This is a genomic window from Methylobacterium fujisawaense (assembly GCF_014138435.1).
Classification (GTDB): Bacteria; Pseudomonadota; Alphaproteobacteria; order Rhizobiales; family Beijerinckiaceae; genus Methylobacterium; species Methylobacterium fujisawaense.
This window is the reverse complement of sequence record NZ_JACJIM010000006.1, coordinates 472,910-495,461: the sequence shown is the minus strand read 5'-3', so window position 1 is coordinate 495,461 and position 22,552 is coordinate 472,910. Positions and strand designations below refer to the sequence as shown.

The window sequence follows — 22,552 nt, the reverse complement described above, 5'->3', positions numbered from 1 at the left end:
ATCGAGGAGGGCTCGCGGGGCGGGTTCGGCGCGATGGTGCTGCACCTGCTGTCGGAGACGGGGGCGCTGGACGCGGGCGGGGTCCGGGTGCGGACGCTGACGCTGCCGGACACCTACCAGGACCACGACAGCCCCGAGAAGATGTACGCCGAGGCCGGCCTCGACGCCAAAGCCATCGTCAAGGCCGCCCTCGATGCCCTGCCGGCGGCGTCCGGCAAGGCGGAGCCGGCCAGCAACGTGGTGAGCGTGCGCCGCCGTCCCCGCTGATCGCGCGTTTCGCGACGGCGCTCCGCCCCGCGCACCGCGTCCTGAGGGGCCGGAGCAGAGCGCAGGCCCCGAAGGCGCCTTCCGGAGGTCGCGCGATCTCCGGAGGGCGCCTGCGAGGCGGCTCCGCCGCACCCCAGGATGAGGGTGCGGCAGGGCGAACCCGCCTCCCTAGCCCAGCGCCTGCGCCACCGCCTTGCCGCAGGCCTGCGTGTCGGCGTTGCCGCCGAGGTCGCGGGTGCGCAGGGTCCGCTCGGACAGTACCCGTTCGATCCCGCTGACGATCTCCCGGGCGGCTTCGTGCTCGCCGAGATGCTCCAGCATCATCGCCCCCGACCAGATCTGACCGATCGGGTTGGCGATCCCCTGGCCGGCGATGTCCGGCGCCGAGCCGTGGACCGGCTCGAACACGGACGGGTGCACCCGCTCCGGGTTGATGTTGCCCGACGGCGCGATGCCGATCGTGCCCGTGCAGGCCGGGCCCAGATCCGACAGGATGTCGCCGAACAGGTTGGAGGCCACCACCACGTCGAACCGGTCCGGGTTCAGGACGAAATGCGCGGTCAGGATGTCGATGTGGTACTGGTCCCACCGGACGTCCGGATAGGACTCGGCCACCGCCTTCACCCGCTCGTCCCAGTACGGCATGGTGATCGAGATGCCGTTCGACTTCGTGGCCGAGGTCAGGTGCTTCTTCGGGCGCTTCTGGGCCAGCTCGAAGGCGAATTTCAGGATCCGATCGGTCCCGTGGCGGGTCATGATCGTCTCCTGCAGGGCGAATTCCCGGTCGGTGCCGGCGAACATCCGGCCGCCCGCGTTCGAGTACTCGCCCTCGGTGTTCTCGCGGACCACCCAGAAGTCGATATCGCCCGGCTTGCGGTCCGCCAGCGGGCACTTCACCCCCGGCATCAGCCGCACCGGGCGCAGGTTGGCGTACTGGTCGAATTCCCGCCGGAACAGGATCAGGGAGCCCCAGAGCGAGATGTGGTCCGGCACGCGCTCGGGCATGCCGACGGCGCCGAAATAGATCGCGTCGTGGGTCTCGATCTGCGCTTTCCAATCCTCCGGCATCATCCGGCCGTGCTGCTCGTAGTAGTCGCAGCTCGCGAAATCGAACCAGTCGAGCTGGAGCGAGAAGCCGTGGCGCCTGGCCGCCTGCTCCAGCACGCGCACGCCCTCCGGCACCACCTCCTTTCCGATACCGTCGCCGGGAATGACGGCGATGCGGTAGCGGCGGGGCGGGCTGTTCGGGTGGCCGGTTTTTTCTGGACCGGGTTTTTCTTGGCCGGGTTTTTCTTGGCCGGGTTTTTCTTGGCCGGGCATGTGTCCTCCACGCATGTCGGAGATCGGGCTTTTGCGGAGCCCGGGTCGGAGACGTCAGGGTGATTGTTGCACCCGGGCGTGCGGTCAACACGCCGGCCTGACAATCAGTCGGTTTCGCCCGCCATCGCCCGGCGCTGGCGGTCGAGTTCCTCGCTGTAGCGTTTCAGCGTGTGGCTCTCGGTGAGCAGGCCCAGCACCTTCCGGCTCTCGGCACTCTCGACGACTGCGAGTGCCTCGCTCTCCGTGCGGTCGAAGGCGGCGGCGGCGTCCTTGGCGTTCATGCCCGGCGTGAGGAAATCGTCCCCATGGAGGAGCAGGTCGGCGAGCACGGGCTGCGCGTCGGCGCCGGAATCCCGGGACGCCGCGTGCGCCTCGGGCACGTTCACGATGCCGGCATAGCGCCCGCCCCCGTCCACGGCGATCACCCGGGAGGGCGAGCCGAGGGGATGGGCACGCAGGAAGGTGGGCAGCGGCGTATCCACCGCCACGGTCCCGGGATTGCGGCGCATCAGGCGGCCGACGGTGAGCGAGCGGATCCAGCCGACATCGTGGGGGCTGCGGATGCTCTCGCCGCGCAGGTGGAAGCGCCAGGTGGCGAAGGAGTAGCCGAAGGTCTTGCGCACGGTGAGCGAGGACGCGATCACCGCCGCCAGCACGACGCCGGTGATCGGCAGGCTGCCGGTGACCTCCAGCGCTAGGAACGTCATGGTCAGCGGGCCGCCGATGATCGCGACGGCCAGGGCGCTCATGCCGATCACCGCGTAGGCCAGGGGCGTGAGGCCGAAATCCGCGAGCGGCGGCACCAGCACGGGGGCGAGGGCGGCGAACAGCTTGCCGGCGATGGCGCCCAGGAACAGGGACGCGAAGAACAGACCGCCCCGGAACCCCGAGCCGATCGAGATCGCCGACGCCACCGCCTTGGCGGCGAACAGCCCGGCCAGGGCCGCGATGCCGTGTCCCTGCCCCTCGGCGGCGAAATGCATGTGCAGGGCGCCGTGACCGCCCGAGAGCACCTGCGGCGTCGCCAGCAGCGCCAGCGCGCCGACGCACAGCCCCCCGAAGGCGGGCGCCGCCACCCGCGGGACGCCCGAGGCCTGGACGAGGCGCTCGACCAGGGTGACCCCGCGCATGATCAGGATGCCGAGGCCCGCACAGACCAGCCCGAGGGCGAGGCTCGGCAGGATCTCCAGGCTGGTGACGTGCGAGGTCGTGACCGCCTGCATGTCTCCGAGATCGACGAGCGGCTGGGCCTCGATCAGCGACCGGGAGATCAGGTTGCCGCACAGGGCCGCGACGATTACGGGCGTCAGGGTGGCGATGGAGTAGGTGCCGATGATCAGCTCGAAGGCGTAGAAGGCGCCGGCGAGCGGCGCGCCGAAGCCGGCCGCGATGGCCCCGGCCGCACCGCAGCCCACCAGGGTGCGCAGGTCGCTGCGCCGCACCTCGAAGGCGATGCCGAGCCGCGAGGCGAGGCCGGAGGCGATCTGTGTGTAGCCGGCTTCGAGCCCCACCGAGGCGCCGGACCCGTTCGAGATGACGTTCTGGAGTGCGAGGTAGAGGCTGTCGCGCAGGGACATCCGGCCGCCATGCAGGGCATTCGCCTCGATCGGGTCGATGGCGGGGCGCTTGCGCGGGCCGCGGACGTAGTTGGCGGCGACGATCAGCAGGCCGAGTACGCCGCCGCCCAGGCAGGGGCCCACGAGGAGGAGCACCGGTGACACGGCATCGACGGCGCTGAGGCGCGCGCCCGCGGGCAGCTGGTAGAGCCCCTCGCGCAGGGTCTGGGTGATCCAGGTCATGGCGGAGACCGCCACGCCGGCGACGCAGCCCACCAGGGTCGCCAGGGCGACGAGGCCGCCCTCGCTCCGGCGAACGAGGCTGCGCAGCCGTCCGGGGGCCTGGATGAGGCCGATCCCGGCCCAACGGCGACGGGTCCGCCGGCTCGGCCGGACGGCCGATCGGGCCGGGACATCGGCCGATCCCTCGCCGGGCGCCCTGCCCCCGCCGGCGCCCGCTGGCTGTCGCGCGCTCACGGTCCGCCTCTTCGCCTCCGGTCGGTTCGACTGGCGGGGCCGACGCGTCGACCCCGCCAGTCGCAGTTACAGCCGGGGTCGATCCCGTTGCAAACGGGCGCGTGCCGCAGGGGCGCTGCCGGCCCGGCGCGGGGGAGCCGGACGGCGCTATCCACGGAGTCGAAATCCCGTGCACACATCGCCTTGAAAACTGCCGCGGCCCACGATACACCCCGCGCCAGTGCCGCCGTAGCTCAGTTGGTTAGAGCACCAGATTGTGGATCTGGGGGTCCCCCGTTCGAGCCGGGGCGGTGGTACCATTCATTCAGCTCGACAGCGCAAGGGGTTGGCGGATCGCCGGCCCCTTTTGCTTGGGGGGATGCGTCCGGCGCCTCCCGGATCCGGCGTTCTCGCCGGACGAGCGTCTCGGGACGACCGCACAGCCCGGGCGATCCCAGCGGTCTCAGGCGTGGTTGGGCGCGGCGTGCGGGAGATCGTCCACCGCGCGCCGCGGATGGCCTAGCGCGACGGCGGATGCGGGGCGAGCCGGCCCGGGATGGACGCCATGGTGCAGCGGCAGCAGCCCGGCCTCGCATCACCCTTGAGGCGCCCCAGGCCGTCGGGAGAGTGGGGGCGCGCCCCGCCCTCCGGCCGGCAGCGGTGGCGACCACAGCCCGCGTCGGATATCGCACGTCCGATCGGCCTCGCGGGCACGCCTGCCGGATCGGACGGGTGCCGGGTCGCGCGGTCGCCGGCCTCGGTGCGCGGACGGCCGATGGTCCGGCATGCCCAATCCGGCAGGCAGGCAGCCGCAGCACCACATGAGCGGACCGGACGTCCGACCGAACCCGTTCCGGCTTGCGCGCCCCATGCGAGATCCGAACCGATGCCCCTGATCGATCCCGCTCGCTCGCTTCTCCTGATCATCGACGTTCAGGTCCGGCTGATGCCGGTGATCGCCGACGGAGCCGGAATCCTGGCCAATACGGGCCGCCTCGCCGCCGCCGCGCATCGCCTCGACGTCCCGATCCTGGTCACCGAGCAGAATGCCGGTGGCCTCGGCCCCACCATGCCGGAACTGGCGCCCGAGCCCGGGACGGCCTTCCCCAAGATGAGCTTCAGTGCCACCCGGACGCCGGGCTTCCTCGAGCGGCTGCCCGCGGATCGGGACCTCGTGGTCACCGGCTGCGAGGCGCATATCTGCGTGCTGCAGACCGTTCTCGGGCTTCTCGAGGCCGGGCGCCGCGCCTGCGTGGTGTGCGATGCCGTGGGTTCGCGGCGGACGGAGAGCCGGGCGGCCGCGCTCACCCGGATGTCCGCCCACGGGGCCGAGATCGTCACCACCGAGATGGTGGTGTTCGAGTGGCTCGGCACGGCGCGCCACCCGCGGTTCCGCGAGATCATGACGCTCATCAAGTAAGGCGCCGGCGCGGCTCCCGGCCCGCCGAGCCGGCATCCCCTTCGACGGTAAGCGGCCTAGGGACCGTCCAGGGCCGCACGGGTCTGCGCGTCGGGACCGATATCGTCGGCGCCGTTCATGCCCAGAACCTCGATCAGGCGCATCCGGGCGCGGCTGACCCGGCTCTTGATCGTGCCGACGGCGACGCCGCAGATCGCCGCGGCCTCCTCGTAGGTGAAGCTCTGGGCGCCGACCAAGACCAGCGCCTCGCGCTGAGCCGGCGGCAGACGGTTCAGCGCGCTCTGGAACTGCGCCATCTCCATCCGGATCTCCTGCTCCGGGAGGGCGCTGAGCCGCCCGGCATGCACGCCGTCGGCATCCTCCACCTCGCGCTTGCGCTTGCGCTGCTCGGAATAGAACAGGTTCCGCAGGATCGTGAACAGCCATGCGGTCAGGTTGGTCCCGCGGCGGAAGCTGGCGGCGTTGATCCACGCGCGCACCAGCGTGTCCTGCACGAGATCGTCCGAGCGGTCGAGGTCGTAGGTCAGCGAGAACGCGAAGGCCCGCAGGGCCGGGATCGCGCCCAGAAGGAGGTCGCGCATCTCGGCATCGGCCCCGACGGGCGCCGGACCGGATCCGCTCCCCGCGGGGGCGGCTTGCAGCATCAGGGTCATTGCGAGGCCTCCGTGTCGGAGCAGGCGGCGAGGTCGTCGAGCAGCGTCCGGAGCCGGTCCGGAATCGGCAGCGCCAGCACCCCGGCGTAGTGCAGGCGCAGGCCGCGCCCGATCCGGTCCCGCGCCGCGCCGTCGATCGAACGACCGGGCGCACCGGCCCGCCGCGCCGGCCGCGGCCCAACCGCGGCGCATCCCTCGGTCGCATCCGGCGCTCCGGCGGAGCCCGCCCTCGCCCGATCGTCCTCGTTCCCTGACATGGTCGCGCCCCCTGCCGTGCCCGATGCGGCCCCGGAGGCCCGGCCTCCGCCGGACCGGTCTCGGCGCGGCGGAGACGCATCTCATCGCTGTCCGGCACGGCTGGTAGGCGCGACGGATTTAATCGGCTCTGAACTGCGCATTCATCTAATTTTAATTATCAAATGGCCCAGCTTGGGCCGAATTTTCGGGATATATACTCAGTTACAATTCAGAAATACTTGTCTTCAGCTTGGCTGTACCGAGGATGCGCGGAGGCACCTGAACGGACGCTGACCGCGCTCCGGGCCGCCTGTCCGACCGGGCGCGGTCTCGCTCCTCCCGAAACCGAACGGGCCGCGACCAGCCCCGTCCTGGCGCGCGCCGCGCGCGGGTGCGTCGACGGCAGACCCGGTCCCGGGATCCTTCCAGGGGGGAGGCGATTCGGAGGGGCGATGTCCCGACCGCTGCGTGAGGAGAGCGGTCGCCGCGCTCCGGGAGCAGGCCCAACCCACTCTGATCGTGCGGAAAACGTCTGGTGCCGGTGGAGAGGATCGAACTCCCGACCTTCGGTTTACAAAACCGCTGCACTACCGCTGTGCTACACCGGCGGACGCTCTGAAACCATTGAGAAAATTGGCGGTTTCGGTGCGTCAGAGGCGCTTTTGACTACGTTTTGGGGCGCTTCGTCAAGGCACACTACACGGCACATTCCGTTCACCGCTCGTTCGCCTCGTCCCTCTGAGAGGCGATCTTCGTCGGCCGCCGCCCTAGAACGGGGGTCGGCACATTGGACGGCACAGGAGACATGCCGGTGATGATGCCAAATTTATACCAGCGTGGGAACATCTGGTGGGGCCGCGCGTAGGTCGCTGGCCGTGAGTACCGAAAGTCGCTCAGGACAACGGTGAGACACGTCTCCGAAGCGCGCGTCACGGAATGGCTTCACGGCCTCGGAAGCGCCCGCCATCAGCTCGTGGCCGTTGATAGGCAGCCCACGCCGGTAGTCGACAACGGAACCGTTTATGCAATGGGATATGCTGACCGAGTGAAGGTCGGCTGGACGGGGCGGACAACGGGTTGGCGCCTTAGACAGATGCAGCCGTTCTACCCCGAGACGCTGATCGTTTTCGGATCATGTCCGGGGACGCGCGGCGACGAGGCACGGTTTCATGGCCTCTTTCGCCTCCATCAGATTCGCGGAGAATGGTTTTTGCGCGAGGGCGCGGTCGCGGCTTGGATTGAGGCCGGTTGCCCCGTGCAGTCCGATCCTGCCCAGCCAGCGTGATGGGCGATCATGACGAGCGCCGGTAGGTCAGACTGTGACCTTCGTCTGGCGCCGCACCTTCCCCGACACGCACCACGATTTCGTCGCGAGGAAGCGGGTCAGCACGTCGGCCGTATCCGGCGCATCCACGGCGGCCCACAGGATGGAGTCTGGATCTGAAGCTGCACCGGCTGCCAGCGCGGGCACGAGGCGACGGGCGTCCGGCCGCTGAACGGTGAGGCAGCCACTCAAGACGAGGCGATCAAAGCGTTTGCCGCCGCGTGGTCGAGGGACAAGGCCCTGAGCGTGCGGACCGTGCTGACGCTGGCATAATAGCCAAGACACGACAAAACCCGCCGCGGCGGTAAGCCGAGAGGGCTGGGTTTGTCTCGGAATAATCCGGACCAATTTGGACAGAGCAGCCGGCTAGCGGCCGCCGATCGACGACGTGCCCGAACGCTGGCAGATCGGCGACCGGATATGTTCGAATGCAGAGTTGAGAAGCCTCGCTGCGATCCGCGGGCCGGTCGAGGTTGGCGAGGGGCGATAGCCCAGGTTCTACAAGACCCTTTTGTGCAGGGGCTTGCCTTCTCGACGTGACCGGCCCTGGCAAGGGCGCCAGGGCCTCACTGCTAGATTCAGCCGCCGCGTGTTGCGAAGGCTATCCAACCTTCCTGTCGGTCTTTTTGCGCCAGAAAGTTACACCCAAAAAGCGAGTGCGGGGGCTACGAAGGATGAGGTCCCAAGAAGTGTCATAACGGAGAGGATGATCATTCGCTTCATGCTCGCAAATCCGTTGGAATTGTTTGAGAGAAAGCCGCTCATGTCCGGCAAAATCCGTGTACGGCATTAGGGGCGCTGTCGACGTGACGAAATGCACAATTAATCACTAAGATGCGCCAGCCTGCGCCGCGAACTCAATAACAAGGCCACCATCCATTGAGGCTCAGGCTGGAAGCCCGCGTACCTCGGGACGTCTGGCAGCCCAGATATCCGCCCACGCGTGCTGGCCGCACTGATGTCCGATCCGGCGATCGCCACCGCTCCTGACGACCAGCAAAAGGGTAGAGCCCCGTCAGCTTCCCGAGGCGCAATCGTTCTACTCAACCCGTTCGAGGTCCGGCTCCGGGATTTCCTCCTAGGCGATGTCGCCCATGCGAACGTTCGCCATTTCGAGCAGTCTCCGGATGAAAGCGGGAATCAGGCCGGCCAGTTATTGCGCGACGTGTCTTCACGACGAGTAGGAGCTTGAAGCACGGTGCCTTTACACATTTCGCTTTCGAACGAGTCGCGATATCTGATTTTTAGGCCACTAATCAGTTGGTCTGCGCCGGTTATAGAGCACAATTGGCTAAAATTTGACCAATTAACATCGCAATCAGCAGTTCCACGCTTGGCTGGACCAGCATGCGCCCGCCATCACGCCCCCGCGAAGGTCCGCACGAGCTCGGCGATCCCTCGGAGCACGAATGATACTTATCGCCCTCAACCTCGCGCTCTGGGCGGCGATCCTTTGTTCTTGGGGCTGGGCCTTCAGGCAGATCCTCTCCTGTGGATGATCGACCACGGATCACGCAGTTGCCATAGCCCTACCGATGCCGGGTCGCTTGCCGCCTAGAGGCCGAAACTGTCCGTCCGCGCCGCCATAGCCTCCACGATCCGCAGCGCTTGAAGCCGCTTGGCAGCAGGAAGGCTGAGGTACGCTCTGCACTGGCGTAGCAATGGTGTCGGACTCCGCAGCCAATCGGAACACACGCAGCTGCACTTTTCAGATCGACGGCTCGCCTGCACGAAGTGCATGACATCAAGTCCTGTTTCGGCGGCAATAATATCCAATTTATTTCGAGTTTTTGGCCCAGTTTCCACGGATATAATCCGTATAAACCACAAACGATTGCGACTTGATCATGGCGGACCATATCTCATCGCAGATTTAATGGCAATAACATTAATACATATTATGCATTTTGCGCAATCTGAAGCACTTTACGGATGAAGTTATGCAATTTTTCAGTGTTAGACAGGCAGCATTCGACATTATAGAGCAGATTAGGAGAGCCGATAACTTGCAATCGATATGCGACGTATTGAAAGAACACGGTGCTACGTTTGGCTATGATGCTTTCACCCTGGGTTATGTACCAAGATCGTCCCAGCAGACGATGCGGGATTGTATCATCATCTCAGGTTGGCCCCCTGCATGGGCGCGGCGGTACCAAGCCAGAAACCATATCCGCATCGACCCGGTGCTCACGTACATGAGGCAGGTCGTAGATCCTTTCAGTTGGCAGCAGGCCGCTGACGCGATTGCTTCGCCATCCGGCCGTATGGTGATGGACGAGGCGCGCGCCTTCCAGCTGCGCGACGGCTTCTGCGTCCCTTTTCATCAGCCTGACGGAAACGAAGCCGGCATCAGCTTCGGAGGCGAACGGATGCGACTATCACAGGATGAGCGTGCAGCTCTGCATCTCGTGGCGATCTATGCGGTCTCAGCAGCGCGGGCGATCGTACGCTCTACGGCTGGATCGTGTGCTCGGAGTCGGGTGGGCGCACCGCTCACCGACCGGGAGATCGAATGCCTCAAGTGGGCATCCGCTGGGAAGACGGCTTGGGAAACATCCGTCATCCTGTCGATATCCAGGAGAACGGTCGAACAACACCTTGGGAGCGCGGCTCACAAGCTGAACGCTGTCGGACGCGTTCAAAGCGTCGCGGAAGCAATTCGGCTCGGCATCATAAACTGATCCATGCTCACGGATCATCCGCAAAGTTACGGATGATCTGCGCTGCCCATTTCGCGGAAACATCCTTCCGTCTTCACGATGGGAGAATGTGATGTTCAGGCTCATAACAGGGAACATAGATCGGAATGACCCTTCGCTAGCCGATAGAATTTACCGATTTCGGCACACATTCTTTGTCGAAGGACTGGGCTGGGCAGCCTGCCGAAGACCCGACGGGCGTGAAAGGGATCGATTTGACGGCCCGGCCACGTTCCACCTGCTCGGCGAGGAGGATGACGAGATCGTCGCCTACGCCAGGTTCCTGCCGACGATGGGGCCGCACCTTCTCTCGCACCTCTATCCAGAGATCATGCAGGGCGGATCCGCCCCGAAGGGGCCGGCGATCTACGAATGGACACGCCAGGCGATCGTCGCGAAGAGGCGTGAGATGCCGGATGCCGACATATTCGCCGCAGCGGTCTCCGGTGCCATCGCGCTAGCGGTCCATGCCCTGAACCTCGACGGTTTGCTCATTGAGTTCCACCCCGCGCATATCCCACGGCTTCTCGACACGGGCTGGGATGTTCGACCGCTCGCCCTTCCGACCACCTACGAAGGGTCAAAGATCGTCCCGGTCTACGCCCAGGTGACCGGCCGCACCCTAGATGCCGCGCAGGCGGCCTTCGCGGCTTGGCCGGGAGCTCAGCTTCGCCTTCCTCACGGCCTCGTTGGCGGCACGCATCGCGAGCCCACAATCCAGTAACACTCGGACGCCGATAGGAGCGCCACCGATGTCACTCGCTACGCAAAGCGTGCTGTTCTTCCGGGTGTACCGGGAGGTCGCCTTAGTCCTTTACGCCGCCCTAGTGGAAGAGATCTGCAACTCGCCGAGTTTGCCCTATCAGCTCGCCACGACACTGGAGGATATTGGCCAGGGCTTCATTAAACTCGCCGACCAGGTCAACGATGAGCTGGACCGCCGCGGCCTCCTCGACCGCGAAGTCGAGGCCGAACTGACTGTCGAAGCTCAGATCGAAGCCTTTCTGGCATGCACGTTCGTGGCTCGCGGAGATCCGAAGAGCGACGCATCGGCTAAGCAGGAGGGAGCAGTGCTGAACCGAACGCTGTTCGAGCAGGCGCTGAGGATCGCCCTCACGATGATCCACGATCTACCGATCGCTCAGCCTACCTGAGTACAGCGGATCTGCTGCTTCGTCTTAAGCGTGGGCTGGTCCGGCTCACCAGCCCACGAGAGCTCTGCGGCATGCCCAGAGTACCTGCACCCAATGGCGCACAGCCGCACAAGGACACCCGAAATTGTGTCCTAATCGCGCTGACGCCGAATTCGGGCACTGCGGCGATGATCGCCGAGCGGGCCGGCATTCCGGGCCGGGAGCGCGCCTGCACGCCGGCCGCGCGCTGGCGCACCTGGAAGCTGACGGCCTCGCGGTCAGCGAAACCCGCCGGAACTGGACGCGGTGGCGATCGGCGCGGTGAGTTGCGCTCCCCTGTGACTGCAAAGGGTCGAGGCTGTGTCAAAAGTCCCTTCCGAGATAGACTTGCCGCCTCATCTGCGGAGGCCAGCATGGGTCGGTTCGTCGAAGGACAGGACCGTCGGCAGTCCTGGTTGCTGCCCAGTTCGCTGGACGACTACGTCACCGCCGACAATCCGATACGGGTGATCGAGGTCTTCATCGACGAACTCGATCTGGGCACCCTCGGCTTCACCCGCTTCGAGCCCGCGGCGACGGGACGGCCGGCCTATGATCCGGCCATGCTTCTGAAGCTCTACCTCTATGGCTATCTCAACCGGGTGCCGTCGAGCCGGCGACTTGAGCGTGAGGCACAGCGCAACATCGAGGTGATGTGGCTGACCGGTCGCTTGGCGCCCGATCACAAGACGATCGCCAACTTCAGGCGCGACAACGGGCCTGCGATCCAGGCGGCTTGTCGGCAGTTCGTGGTGCTGTGCCGGGATCTGCAGCTCTTCGCCGGGGCGACCGTCGCCTTGGACGGATCGAAGTTCAAGGCGGTCAACAACCGGGACCGCAACGACACCGTGGCCAAGGTCGCCAAGCGCCTGGACCAGGTGGAGGCCAGCATCGCCCGCTACCTCGCGGCGCTCGACCGGGCGGACAGGGAGGGCAGCGACGTCCCCGAGGCACGCACGCAGCGCATCGGCGAGAAGATCGCCGCCCTACGCCAGCAGATGGCCTTCCTGCGCGAGATGCAGGCGCAGGTGGAGATCGCGGACGACGGACAGGTCTCGCTGACCGACCCTGACGCCCGCTCGATGGCGACGAGCGGGCGCGGCACCGGCATCGTCGGCTACAACATCCAGATCGCCGTCGACCCCGAGCATCATCTCGTCGTGGCCCATGAGGTCGTCAACGAAAGCCACGACCGAACCCAACTCGTGCCGATGGGCGATCGGGCCAAGCAGGCCACGGACGAGGGGGAGATCGTGGTCCTGGCCGATCGCGGCCACTACAGCGGCTACGAGGTTCTGGCCTGCGAAGGCACGGGCATCCTGCCGGCCATGCCGCGGGCCGACACGTCGGGTCGAGCCAAGAAGGGGCTCTTCGTGCGCGCCGACTTCGTCTACGACGCCGCGGCCGATCACTACGTCTGCCCTGCCGGCGCTGTGCTGACCAAGTCTAACGCGCGCTCCGATCGACACGGTGACATCGACCACTACCGCAACCTGGACGCCTGTCATGCCTGCGCGATGCGGGCGCGCTGTACGACCGAAAAGTTCAAACGCTTCAAGTGCTGGAAGCACGAGGCGGTGCTGGAGGCCATGCAGAGGCGGCTCGACGCCATGCCTGACGCCATGGCGGTCCGGCGCGCCACGGTGGAGCATGTCTTCGGGACGCTGAAAGCCTGGATGGGCAGTACGCCGTTCCTGACGAAGGGCCTGAAAGGTGTGCCAACCGAGATGAGCCTCGCGATCCTCGCCTACAACGTGAAACGGATGATCCGCCTGTTCGGCGCAACCTGGCTCATCCAAGTCATTCGAGCCTGAAGCGGCCAACCGCGCCGCCGTCATCATCCCGCCAAGCGACGCTGCCGGCCACAAGCAACGCGTTTCGACACGGCCTCGGTCGCAAGCGGCCGCACAGGCTGTCATTGGCGCTTCTCTAAAGCGGTCGTTCGTCGGAGGCCGGCCAACTTCGTTTTGGAGTGGGAAGCAGCCTGTTGTCGATTTTCGGCGCGGCATTGAGAATGGGACTCTCGAAACGGCTATGGTGCCATCAGATCATGCTGCTACGCGAGTTCGAGATAGGCGACGAGGCCGCAATCGGTAGCGTTGCACTTGCGGCATTCAAGCAATTCGAGTCGTTTTACGCAGACTGGCCGGCGATGGCATCTAACATCTGTAGAATGGCCAACTTGGCAAAAACAAGCGAGCTCATCATCGCCGAAAGGAATGGGGAAGTCGTTGGCGGCGTCGCCTACGTCGGCCCCCATAAGCCGAAAGCCGCTTTTTTTTGATCAGGCCTGGCCAATCATCAGAATGTTGGTCGTCTCGCCATCGCATCGTGCTGGAGGCATTGGGAGAATGCTCACCGAGACGTGTCTTGAGCGAGCAAGGCGTGACCATTCACCTATGATTGCCTTGCACACATCGCCCATCATGAGTGTGGCGCTACCCATGTACCGACGTATGGGTTTCGAGAAATCGCGAGACGCGCCGGACATCCATGGCGTCCCCTACGCGGTGTACACAAAATCTCTTTGAACCCTCGACGCGAGCGCTCGCAAAGGTTCAGAAGAGGAAAGGCCCTGAGGGTTGAAAGTGCAACTCGAACGTGGTGGCTAGGGTGCTGAAATCGGCGATTAGAACACTGGTGTTGGCCGCGCTCGCTGGGGTGCTGTTCTTTGCCGCCTTCTTCTACTTCCTCGCGCACGCGGGCTTGGGTAGGCTTGACTGCGATGCTGGGCTGTTCATGGGCACCTGTATCGAATGACCATCCTCTAAGGGTTGTGAGCGGTCCCCGCAGCTATGTCCGTTCTGATGCATCCGCTTTCTGGGAGCGGACGGGCTGATAACCACCCAAAGCAGTCGTGAGGACGGACGATGCACGCCCAATGCGTGCGCAGCGGGCAACTCGCTGACATGCGTCGTGTAGCGCAGCGTGCGCATCTCGAACTTCGTGTTCCAGTGGCGCCGGCTCACCAGCCCCGCGCGCGCTGGCACCACGGCCCCGCGGCCCCAGCGCAGGTCGGCCACCGACACCGGCGCGTACGCCCGGTCCCAGCCGTAGACCCGCTCCAGGACCTTCCCGGCTCCCGAGCCGGAACTCCGCCCCCGGCCGCCGACCTGCCGCACCAGCTGGCCCGCCGCGTCCCAGGTGCTCTCCAGCACGAACCCGGCCGCGCTCGCCCGGCGCAGCTCCCGGCCCGCCGCGTCGTGCTCCAGCGTCAGCGCGCCGTGCCCGGCGATCTCCAGCGCCGTCAGCGCACCCAGCGGGTCGTACCGGCTCTCGACACGGCCCCCGAGCCCGACCCGCTCCACGCGGTTGCCGCAGCAATCGTACCGGCTCTCGACACGGCGCCCGTCCACCGTCTCGGCCACCACCCGGCCGAGAGCGTCCCATTCCAGCAGCACCTCCGCCCCGCCCCCGCGCGCCGCAACCAGCTGACCGGCCCCGTCATAGGCAAAGGTCGTCACCTGCGGCTCGGCCGCGCCCGGCACCGTCATGGCCTCGTGCGTCAGCAGCCCCGAGGCGTCGTGCGCGTAGAGCGTGCGCGTGCCGTCCGCCGCCAGCTTCTCCGTCAGGCGCCCGGCGCGGTCGTACGCGTAGGTCGTGCGCAGCCCGTCGAAGTCGGTCTCGGCCACCACCCGCCCGGCCGCGTCCCGTTCGAACGTCCAGGCCCGCCCGAGCTGGTTCTCGACCCGCTCCAGCCGGCCCAGCCCGTCATGGCCGAAGCGCAGGCGCCCGCCCTTCGGGTCCTCGATCTCGGCGAGCAGTCCGTAGGCGCCGTAGCGCTCGACCGTCCGGCGGCCCTCGCCGTCGACCCGCTCCACCCGCGTGCCGGACCGGTCCCGGGTCAGGCGGCTCACCACCCCGTCGGGACGCATCACGCGGCTCGGCTGCCAGAACCCGGCCGTGCCCGCCTCGTAGGCGAACCGCGTCACCCCGCCGAGCGGATCCTCCACCGCCACCACGCGCCCGAACCCGTCCCGGGTGAACCGGGTCAGCCCACCCCGGAAGTCGCGGATCCCCGACAGCCGCCCGTGCGCGTCGTAGGCCCGGCGCTCGATCAGCCCGTCATGGCGCATCAGCGCCACCGGCCGACCGGCCGCGTTCAGGGTGATGTCGGTGCGGTGCCCGAGCGGGTCGGTCACCGAGGCGAGGTTGCCGCGTTCGTCATAGCCGTAGACCCACGACCGCCCGAGCGGGTCGAGCACGTGCTGCAGGTTGCCGTCCGCGTCGTGGTCGGTGCGAGTCTCCCGCCCCTCCGGGTCGGTCACCGAAGCCACCCGGCCGTAGGCGTCGTAGCGGTATGCGGTGCGGCCACCCTCGGCGTCGACCTCGGCGAGCTTCTCGCCGGCCGCGCTCCAGACCTGCTCGGTCCGGTTGCCCAGCGCGTCCTCCTCGGCGGTGACCAGCCCGCCGGGCCCGTACTGGTACCAGCGCCGCTCCTCCGGCCGGCCGCCAGGCGTGTACAGGGTGCGGTTGTTCTCGGGATCGTACGTGAAGCTGTCGCCGTCGTAGGGCGCCGGCGTGCCGTCGGCGCCCCGGGTCTCGACGCGCACGGTACGGCCCTGCGCGTCGTAGACGCGCCGCGACCAGGTCGAGACCCCGTCCGTCCAGGCGATCCGGCGATCGGCGGCGTCGTGCTCGTAGGCGTGCGACGGCCCGCAGGTCGACTCGGCCGCCACGAGGTTGGCGCGGGCGTCGTAGCGGTAGCGCAGGAGTTCGCAGCGCGTGCCGTCGGTGCCGACCAGGGTGACGCCGGCGCGCCGGCCGGCCGCGTCGTTGTCGAAGGCGAGGCTCAGCCCGTCCGGGTGGTCGATCCGCATGATCAGCCCGCGCGGGTCGCGCGCGAGCGTGATGCGGTTGCCGTTGCGGTCCTCGATCGCGGCCGGGCGCCAGACCCGGACCGCTTGGCGGGTGAGGCGGCGGAACAGGCCGTCTTCCTTGAGCAGCAGGGTGTCGAGGTCGGCGAACGACAGGGCGAGGTTCCTGTCGGCGTCGTTAGTCGCCCAGACGTGCGGGAACGGCGACGGCCGCGCGAACCGAATGCGCCGGTGGACGCTCTGGAGGTAGACGAGTTCGCCGTCCGGCGTCTCGGTGATGCTGACGTCGATCGGGGTGGCGATACCGCGCCCGAGGGGCCCGATGAAGGTCTCGTCCGAGGCGTAGTGGCGCGACAGGACCAGGTCGAGGCTGCCGCGCAGCTCGAACTCGACGTCGTCCGACAGCGCCGCGCCGGTGTCGATCCGCACCGGGTTGCCCACCGCGCAAGTGCAGGGCTTTGAGCCATTGCTCGGCTCGGACTCGGCCTTCTTGCTGACCCGCCCCCCCTCCTTACCTTCGCTCTTGGCCGCCTGCGAGCCCTCTCCTTCGAGCCCCTCACCGACCGCTTTACCCGCCTTGGCGGCGTTGGCGCCTTAGGCCGTCGTGGCCGCGGCACGTCCCGTCTGCTTGGCGACGGTGCCCGCGGTCTTCACGGCCCCGCCCATGCTGGCGACGCCGCCCACCACCGCCTGGGCCATGCCGGTCACGGTCTGGACCGTCTGCACTGTCTCCGGCGCGGCACCCATCGCGCCCGCCGCCGCACCGGCGAGTTGCTGCCCTCCGGTCATTTGGGGGGCGCCGTACCACATCTGGCGGAGGCCTGTGGAAACGTTGTCGGCCGCGTTCACCAGGCCGGCCCAACCCGTGACCTGCATGGCGACACCGGCCGGTACACCGACGACCGTTCCCTCCGCAGCCGCTCCGCCCAAGATCAAGCCAGCTGAACCCAGTCCTTCCGCGACGCCACCGACGGCCTGGATCGCGCCCATCGTAGTCGGATGCTCGGCCACCCACTCGCCGACCGCGTCCCAGCCCTTCCGCAACCAGCTGCGATCATCCTCGGGAGGCTGGCTCTGGGCAGAACCACCCTGCGGGGGGGGGCACGGCCGAACGATCGCGGCTCAGCACGATCTCGCCGTCGGTGTTGCCGCCGCTTGAGGAACGCGGGCCAACTTTTAGAGGACGCATTCACTGGCACGCTCGACGCGATCGGCTAAGATGATCCCTTGGCCGCTTGCCTTCTACGAGCCAAAAAGCCAGCACCCATCATAAGGTTGGCTCATGACGCCGGAGCGATGCGATAGCTATCTCTGACGCCGAAAACATTGATGGAGCCAATTATTGTCAAAAATCATTTTATAATTTTCTCATTCATATCGGTGATTACTAACTTATTTCATCAGCGTCTACACGAAGAACGCGATCAGTTGTAATGCCGATACCTTTCTTTATGATGGAAAAAGATGGATTCGTGTCATTTGAAAAGAACAACTTCAACATGAAGGTACAATCACCGTCTATAACGTGCCCATCATAGACGGAAAATGTCAGATTGTATTTATCTCTATCGATGTGGACTTCGCGTGTTTCGGAAACCGTCCCGACGTGTATATAATCTCCGCTGACCTCAAATGGGACCTGCACGGCCCATATACATAGATCGTCGGGTACAAATTTTTCGTTGCTGTAGATCTGTATCCGGCATCCACCGTCGTGATCTGGAACTCCAAAAGAAACGTCACCTGGGGAAAATAAAAATCCTTGAGCTTCGTGGTCGTCAGTCCATTCACATGCCCTCGGAGGACGTTCAAAGACGACAACTTGTGCGTTTGTTACAGTCACATTAAATTCTGCGATCAGCATATTTACGGCCCCGTGGTTATCGTTGTTTTACAGCCCTCATCGGCGCGAGTTGGTGTGTTCATCTGCGCTTTAAGCTGCTGACCAGCGCTTCGATTATCCGATAATGAAATATACTTGACACTCGCGTTCGTGCTCTCGGAGAATGTCGCAGGCGGTTACTCGTCCCGATCATATAATGGGATAGGCGGTAAGCCTGATCTACTCATATTTGCCGCTCGCCTCTGGTTCGTGCCCGTCCTATCAAGCGTCAACTCTCTAGGCTGTCCCGAATCTTGAGCATCCTCAATATGTTTGGCCGCAAGCGGTGAACGTGATCGCGAGATTACAACGGTTCTTCTGCAATTGTTCCTTTTTTATCTGCGTGTGATGCGAAAGGTCTGCAATGCGCCTGCTGTCGCCAAGCCGGCAGCAATCGCAGCCTCCAGCCTTTTCTTCGCATCTGGATCGTCTTGTCCAGCCGCTCCTACAGTTTCGGGATGCGTGCGCTCCATCTCGGCAACTGACCGCGCTACACTCTCGTTGCGTGGGCCAGACCATGAAACATCCCAATAGCTCATCGGAGCCATATTCTTTGTCTACACGTAAGCGCGCGCGGCAAGCACATCATTTGTGTTCTGTGAATGTAGATCGAGCTGCTGAGCAGCATTCTGGATAGCCCTGTCTTCGCGAAAAAACGTCGAGTTCGTGCAGAGCTATTCCCCCGACTACCGTGCCTGCTGCAAGGCCGGGCTTCGGTACGGAAATCGCCTCGCCGCCAATGGGAACAGCATCGGTCATCGTGCCAGCACCCGCTTGCGCAAGTCTTATCCTTGGCGCGACCTTCACTCGTCTCAGAGTCGGATAGCTGTTGGTGTCCCTCAGGTGAGTGAGTTTTCCGAAAGTATTTTTCTTTTTCATCCACAGTTCGTCACTGTGACTCACCACTCCGTTGTCTTCGATCCTTACCGTCGAGGAGTATGTCTTTGGCTCACACTTCCCACCGTGTGTGCCCGATAGAACCCCGCCGCCCGTCCCCGCTTCGTCACCATAGCAAGCCTTGATCAGCGAACTGCTCACGTATGAGGGTTCGTCGTTCTGCCGGACGCTCGCGACAGTGCAGGCGCCCTCGATCTGCCCCTGGGTGTGGACCCGGTACGGCACGATCGTCTGCGGCGAGCGGCACCAATCCATCGCGGTCGAGACCACGATCCCCCTCGCGCGTCATGCGCGCGCCCTCCCACGGCAGGCTCATGCGGCCTCTCCCCCATCCCGCAGCCCGTGCTCGCCCGAGACCGGCAGGCCCGCCGCCTGCTCGGCCGGCACCGCGTCCAGTTCCGCACCCAGATACGCCGGGCACCGTGCAATCCAGCCGCGCGTGCTTCTCGACCATCATTCCATCTTCGCCGCACCACGGGGACGAACGCGGGCAGCTGGAAGCCGAGCGTCCCGGTCGGCAGCAGGCCATCGAGGCTCACGCGCGTGCCGCCGGTCAGCCGCCGGACCACGAGCCGCGGCGGCGCCACCTGGAAGAAGCGGTAGTCGAAGTCCGCCGGCATCTGCGGGCAGCGCCCGCGCTGCCACGCCTCGTCCCGGGTGCCGCAACGCCGTTCCCGCCACGCCCAGAACGGCGGCACCGGGCCGAACCCGGCCGGCTCCGGCACCGCGAACGGGTCGGTCACCGGCGCGTCCACCGCCTCGATCTGCGGCGCCCGCAGCGCCCGGCCAGCCGGGCTCCAGTCCCGGTGCAACAGTCCCGGGCCGATCGGGTTGTACCGGCTCCCTCCGCCTTCCGGATCGCCGACGAACCGGCCACCGGCCGACAAGCAATAGTCGAGCGGCACCAGCGCGACAGGCTTAGTTTTTAGACGCCGGAGTGATCATCGAGCCCCGAGGCGTCTGACATCTCTCATCTGACCGAGCGGTGCGCCGGGCTCGGGGGCTGTGATTTCAGTCAGCATGGGAGGCTCAAGTTGCACCAAAAAATCCATATACTCCCGTGCCTTGAACAGCTGTAGGTTTTCCGCGGCTGGGTCGCCGCCGATTTGTAAAGCAGGCACGAATCCAAAAACTTCATCCAGAGCCGGTCGTCCAAGCCGAGCGGATGCTTCCTGATAGTATTCGTCCATACCATCATTTTCTATCTGACTATAAAGTGATGTTCCTATTAAGAAATCCTGACCGTATCGCTCTCCTGTCGCAGGATTGACAATTTTATTCTGCGCCACAGCTCGCGAATTGCAAATATCGATATAGATTCCATATCCTTTACGGCTCCAAATATCCATCGCGCAAAATGCGGTGAAATTTATGACGGTTAGATCTTCGGCGCTGAACTCAGGATCATTTGCAAATATAACCTTTAAAAGAGGCTCAAATGATCTGGGATCGGCGATGCGACAATAGCCGGACCTGTACTCACCCCAGCCATATTTTTCCCAGAAAATAATCATAGATCTTGGAATTCGCTCCTTGTATAATTCTATGACATCCGGCGGGACGGTCTTTGCATGCTCCGGAGGACCGAAATCATTGATGATACGTTCGAATGCATCAAATTCTATCATATCGATTCGCCCTGATGATTAGAGTGTTATCGCGTCTGATTCGGGCACAATCTCGCAGATGTCCAACGTCACGGACATTCTGCAGCCCTTCTCACACATCTCGGCTACGTAGCGTTTTAACTTCCCCTTACGATTATCTGCAGGCCAGGACCCGCCGATAGACTTGTTGACCCCGTCGCTCCCCATGCCCACAAAATCTAGTTCATTTCCGCCGACGACCATATCGATTCGATGCAAGGCATTTAAATTACTCAACAAACCACCTGGACCTAGACGCGCATATAATGGTTTGAAAACACGGTTCTTGAAATTGTCAGCTCTATTACGCTGTTCTAATTTCTGCTTCGGGCTTTGTGCATCAAATTTATCGATATCGGCCTTGTTTTGGCAGGCCTTTTTAGCATTTAACCCGTCCTGCTGGATCTTTAATTGCCTTCGGTATTCGGTCTCATCGTAATTTCTGCGCTCGAAGCAGATCAAGTCGCTCCTGCACCCTGAAACACGGAATCCTCCTGGTCCTCGTGGTCCAGGAGCCGGTTCCGGTCCGGGTTCCGGCCCCGGCTTTGGCGCCAAACGTGGCGGCACCTTCGGCACGGGCGATGTTCCGCGCGGTCCGAGAAACCGCTCCATGCCCGGTGCTAAACGGGGGAGGAGCTTCGGACCTTCGTAGAAAGCCTGCTGGGCGGGCGGGGCGGCGGGATCGACCCCGTCCAGACTGGCCAGCGGTATTCTCGGCTCGATCTCCTTCCGCTCCGGCGTCGGGTAGCTCTGGGTGTCCTTGATGTAGGTGAGCTTGCCCCAAGTCTCCCTGTGGTTCATCCACCACTCGTCGTCGTGGCGCACCACCCCCTTGTCCTGGATCTTGACCGTCTTCGACCACGTCTTCGGCTCGCACTCCGCGCCCTGCGTGCCGAACTGAACGCCTCCGCCGGTCGCCGCCTCGTCGCCGTAGCAGCGCTTGATCCGCGAGCCCTCGACGTAGGACGCCTGATCCGTCTGCCGCACGGTCCCTGCCGCGGATGCCCCCTCGATCTGACCCTGCGTGTGGACCCGGTACGGCACGATCGCCTGCGGCGAGCGGCCCCAGTTCATGGGGACCGACATCACGATCCCCTCGCGCGTCATGCGCGCGCCCTCGCGCTGCAGGCTCATGCGGCCTCTCCCCCGTCCCGCAGCCCGTGCTCGCCCGAGACCGGCAGGGCCGCCGCCTGCCCGGCCGGCACCGCCTCCAGTTCCGCGCCCAGATACGCCGGGCACCGCGCGATCCAGCCGCGCCAGGTCAGGTCCACCGACCAGGGCGGCGCCTCCGCCCGCAGGTCGAGGTGCAGCCCGTCCAGCGTCAGCGCCGCGCGCGCCTCCCGGCCGTCGTTCCAGCTGTGCCGCACCACGGGGACGAACGCCGGCAGCTGGAAGCCGAGCGGCCCGGTCGGCAGCAGGCCATCGAGGCTCACGCGCGTGCCGCCGGTCAGCCGCCGGACCACGAGCCGCGGCGGCGCCACCTGGAAGAAACGGTAGTCGAAGTCCGCCGGCATCTGCGGGCAGCGCCCGCGCTGCCACGCCTCGTCCCGGGTGCCGCAGCGCCGCTCCCGCCACGCCCAGAACGGCGGCACCGGGCCGAAGCCTGCCGGCTCCGGCACCGCGAACGGGTCGATGATCGGCGCGTCCACCGCCTCGATCTGCGGCGCCCGCAGCGCCCGGCCCGCCGGGCTCCAGTCCCGGTGCAGCAGTCCCGGGCCGATCGGGTTGTACCGGCTGCCCCCGCCCTCCGGATCGCCGACGAACCGGCCGCCGGCCGACAAGCGGTAATCCAGCGGCACCCGCGCGACCGGCTCGGCCGGCCCGAGCCGCCACGACGCCCCGTCCGGCTCCCAGCGCCGCGGCCCGTGGACGCGCAGATCCGTGCGGCCATTACCCAGGCAGAGCGACACGTCCCAGGAGGCCGCCCGCCGGCCGCCCGGCGCGTGGGCGCTGCCGAGCACGGTCACGTCCGCGTGCGGACGGTAGCCGACGAGGTCGTTCGCCCGCAGCAGCGGCGTGCGGTGCGGGTCGCCCGCGTAGACGTCGCTCATCGCGATCGCCTGCCGCTCGTACAGGCGCAGGGCGCCCTCTGCGGTCAGCGCGTAGCTCGCCCGCACCGCGACCACCGCCATGACCGCCCCGTCCCGGTGCAGGTCGTCGAAGCCGATCGCCGCCAGCGGCGTGTCGTTGCGCAGCAGCATCG

Annotated in this window: 18 protein-coding genes, 2 tRNA genes and 3 pseudogenes; 9 read left to right on the top strand and 14 right to left on the bottom strand. The window is 65.5% G+C overall.

Going from position 1 to position 22,552, the window contains the following annotated elements; genetic code table 11:
* A partial coding sequence (locus GGQ91_RS21035) for a transketolase C-terminal domain-containing protein (protein WP_281375120.1) occupies window positions 1–267 on the top strand: 267 nt, incomplete at its 5' end.
* A gap of 168 nt (window positions 268–435) precedes the next feature.
* Here the strand turns inward: GGQ91_RS21035 and GGQ91_RS21030 are convergent.
* Together GGQ91_RS21030 and GGQ91_RS21025 are read right to left on the bottom strand one after the other, a co-directional pair.
* Entirely contained in the window at window positions 436–1,587 is a 1,152-nt protein-coding gene (locus GGQ91_RS21030) for a tartrate dehydrogenase (RefSeq protein ID WP_246410824.1), read from the bottom strand.
* A 104-nt stretch (window positions 1,588–1,691) separates the two neighbouring features.
* Window positions 1,692–3,620, bottom strand: coding sequence for a chloride channel protein (locus tag GGQ91_RS21025; protein WP_244539026.1), 1,929 nt, complete (start codon window positions 3,618–3,620; stop codon window positions 1,692–1,694).
* 222 nt (window positions 3,621–3,842) lie between these two features.
* Between GGQ91_RS21025 and GGQ91_RS21020 the strand changes: the two genes are divergently transcribed.
* Window positions 3,843–3,919, top strand: a tRNA-His gene (locus GGQ91_RS21020).
* Window positions 3,920–4,485: 566 nt separating this feature from the next.
* Window positions 4,486–5,019 (top strand): isochorismatase family protein, encoded by a 534-nt coding sequence (locus GGQ91_RS21015; RefSeq protein ID WP_182592778.1) that lies wholly within the window; start codon window positions 4,486–4,488, stop codon window positions 5,017–5,019.
* 56 nt (window positions 5,020–5,075) lie between these two features.
* On the opposite strand, the gene GGQ91_RS21010 is transcribed toward GGQ91_RS21015, so the two are convergent.
* From GGQ91_RS21010 to GGQ91_RS21000, 3 genes are all read right to left on the bottom strand, one after another.
* A complete protein-coding gene (locus tag GGQ91_RS21010) occupies window positions 5,076–5,672 on the bottom strand; it encodes a sigma-70 family RNA polymerase sigma factor (RefSeq protein ID WP_051044938.1) in 597 nt (198 codons plus the stop codon).
* Complete coding sequence (locus GGQ91_RS21005; RefSeq protein WP_043354366.1) at window positions 5,669–5,929, bottom strand: NepR family anti-sigma factor; 261 nt, start codon at window positions 5,927–5,929, stop codon at window positions 5,669–5,671. Before GGQ91_RS21005 ends, GGQ91_RS21010 begins: the two co-directional genes overlap by 4 nt.
* A gap of 513 nt (window positions 5,930–6,442) precedes the next feature.
* Window positions 6,443–6,517, bottom strand: a tRNA-Thr gene (locus GGQ91_RS21000).
* A 2,656-nt stretch (window positions 6,518–9,173) separates the two neighbouring features.
* On the opposite strand from GGQ91_RS21000, the gene GGQ91_RS20995 reads away from it, so the two are divergent.
* The 6 genes from GGQ91_RS20995 to GGQ91_RS28545 all read left to right on the top strand — a co-directional run bounded on the left by GGQ91_RS20995 (window position 9,174) and on the right by GGQ91_RS28545 (window position 13,638).
* Window positions 9,174–9,917 carry a LuxR family transcriptional regulator gene (locus tag GGQ91_RS20995; protein ID WP_182592777.1) on the top strand — a complete coding sequence of 248 codons (744 nt, stop codon included), beginning with the start codon at window positions 9,174–9,176 and terminating at the stop codon, window positions 9,915–9,917.
* 91 nt (window positions 9,918–10,008) lie between these two features.
* A complete protein-coding gene (locus tag GGQ91_RS20990) occupies window positions 10,009–10,659 on the top strand; it encodes an acyl-homoserine-lactone synthase (RefSeq protein ID WP_210281366.1) in 651 nt (216 codons plus the stop codon).
* A 28-nt stretch (window positions 10,660–10,687) separates the two neighbouring features.
* On the top strand, window positions 10,688–11,089 hold the full coding sequence (locus GGQ91_RS20985) for a hypothetical protein (RefSeq protein ID WP_182592776.1): 402 nt from the start codon (window positions 10,688–10,690) through the stop codon (window positions 11,087–11,089).
* A gap of 392 nt (window positions 11,090–11,481) precedes the next feature.
* Window positions 11,482–12,921, top strand: a complete 1,440-nt coding sequence (locus GGQ91_RS20980; protein WP_182592775.1) for an IS1182 family transposase — start codon at window positions 11,482–11,484, stop codon at window positions 12,919–12,921.
* A 173-nt stretch (window positions 12,922–13,094) separates the two neighbouring features.
* Entirely contained in the window at window positions 13,095–13,391 is a 297-nt protein-coding gene (locus GGQ91_RS28250; RefSeq protein WP_246410822.1) for a hypothetical protein, read from the top strand.
* Window positions 13,327–13,638, top strand: coding sequence for a GNAT family N-acetyltransferase (locus tag GGQ91_RS28545; RefSeq protein WP_343066824.1), 312 nt, complete (start codon window positions 13,327–13,329; stop codon window positions 13,636–13,638). The genes GGQ91_RS28250 and GGQ91_RS28545 overlap by 65 nt, the downstream gene beginning before the upstream one ends.
* A 351-nt stretch (window positions 13,639–13,989) precedes the next feature.
* Here GGQ91_RS28545 and GGQ91_RS28630 read toward each other — a convergent pair.
* The 9 genes and pseudogenes from GGQ91_RS28630 to GGQ91_RS20925 form a co-directional block, all read right to left on the bottom strand.
* Window positions 13,990–14,121 (bottom strand): annotated as a pseudogene (locus GGQ91_RS28630) (DUF4113 domain-containing protein); the annotation flags it as partial.
* 2,031 nt (window positions 14,122–16,152) lie between these two features.
* A pseudogene (locus GGQ91_RS28655) lies at window positions 16,153–16,353 on the bottom strand (DUF6531 domain-containing protein); the annotation flags it as partial.
* Between the two features lie 165 nt (window positions 16,354–16,518).
* Window positions 16,519–16,800, bottom strand: coding sequence for a hypothetical protein (locus tag GGQ91_RS20965; RefSeq protein WP_182592773.1), 282 nt, complete (start codon window positions 16,798–16,800; stop codon window positions 16,519–16,521).
* A 511-nt stretch (window positions 16,801–17,311) separates the two neighbouring features.
* Window positions 17,312–17,788, bottom strand: coding sequence for a competence protein ComJ (gene comJ / locus GGQ91_RS20960; protein ID WP_182592772.1), 477 nt, complete (start codon window positions 17,786–17,788; stop codon window positions 17,312–17,314).
* A gap of 603 nt (window positions 17,789–18,391) precedes the next feature.
* Window positions 18,392–18,973, bottom strand: a complete 582-nt coding sequence (locus GGQ91_RS20945) for a DUF4150 domain-containing protein (RefSeq protein WP_343066823.1) — start codon at window positions 18,971–18,973, stop codon at window positions 18,392–18,394.
* A 182-nt stretch (window positions 18,974–19,155) separates the two neighbouring features.
* Window positions 19,156–19,620, bottom strand: a pseudogene (locus GGQ91_RS28625) (DUF2169 domain-containing protein); the annotation flags it as partial.
* Between the two features lie 24 nt (window positions 19,621–19,644).
* Entirely contained in the window at window positions 19,645–20,331 is a 687-nt protein-coding gene (locus GGQ91_RS20935; RefSeq protein ID WP_182592769.1) for a GAD-like domain-containing protein, read from the bottom strand.
* A gap of 18 nt (window positions 20,332–20,349) precedes the next feature.
* The gene (locus GGQ91_RS20930) at window positions 20,350–21,483 is read right to left on the bottom strand and encodes a PAAR-like domain-containing protein (RefSeq protein WP_182592768.1); all 1,134 of its coding nucleotides are present in this window, start codon (window positions 21,481–21,483) and stop codon (window positions 20,350–20,352) included.
* Window positions 21,480–22,550 (bottom strand): DUF2169 family type VI secretion system accessory protein, encoded by a 1,071-nt coding sequence (locus GGQ91_RS20925; RefSeq protein WP_182592767.1) that lies wholly within the window; start codon window positions 22,548–22,550, stop codon window positions 21,480–21,482. The genes GGQ91_RS20930 and GGQ91_RS20925 overlap by 4 nt, the downstream gene beginning before the upstream one ends.
* Window positions 22,551–22,552: the final 2 nt, after the last annotated feature.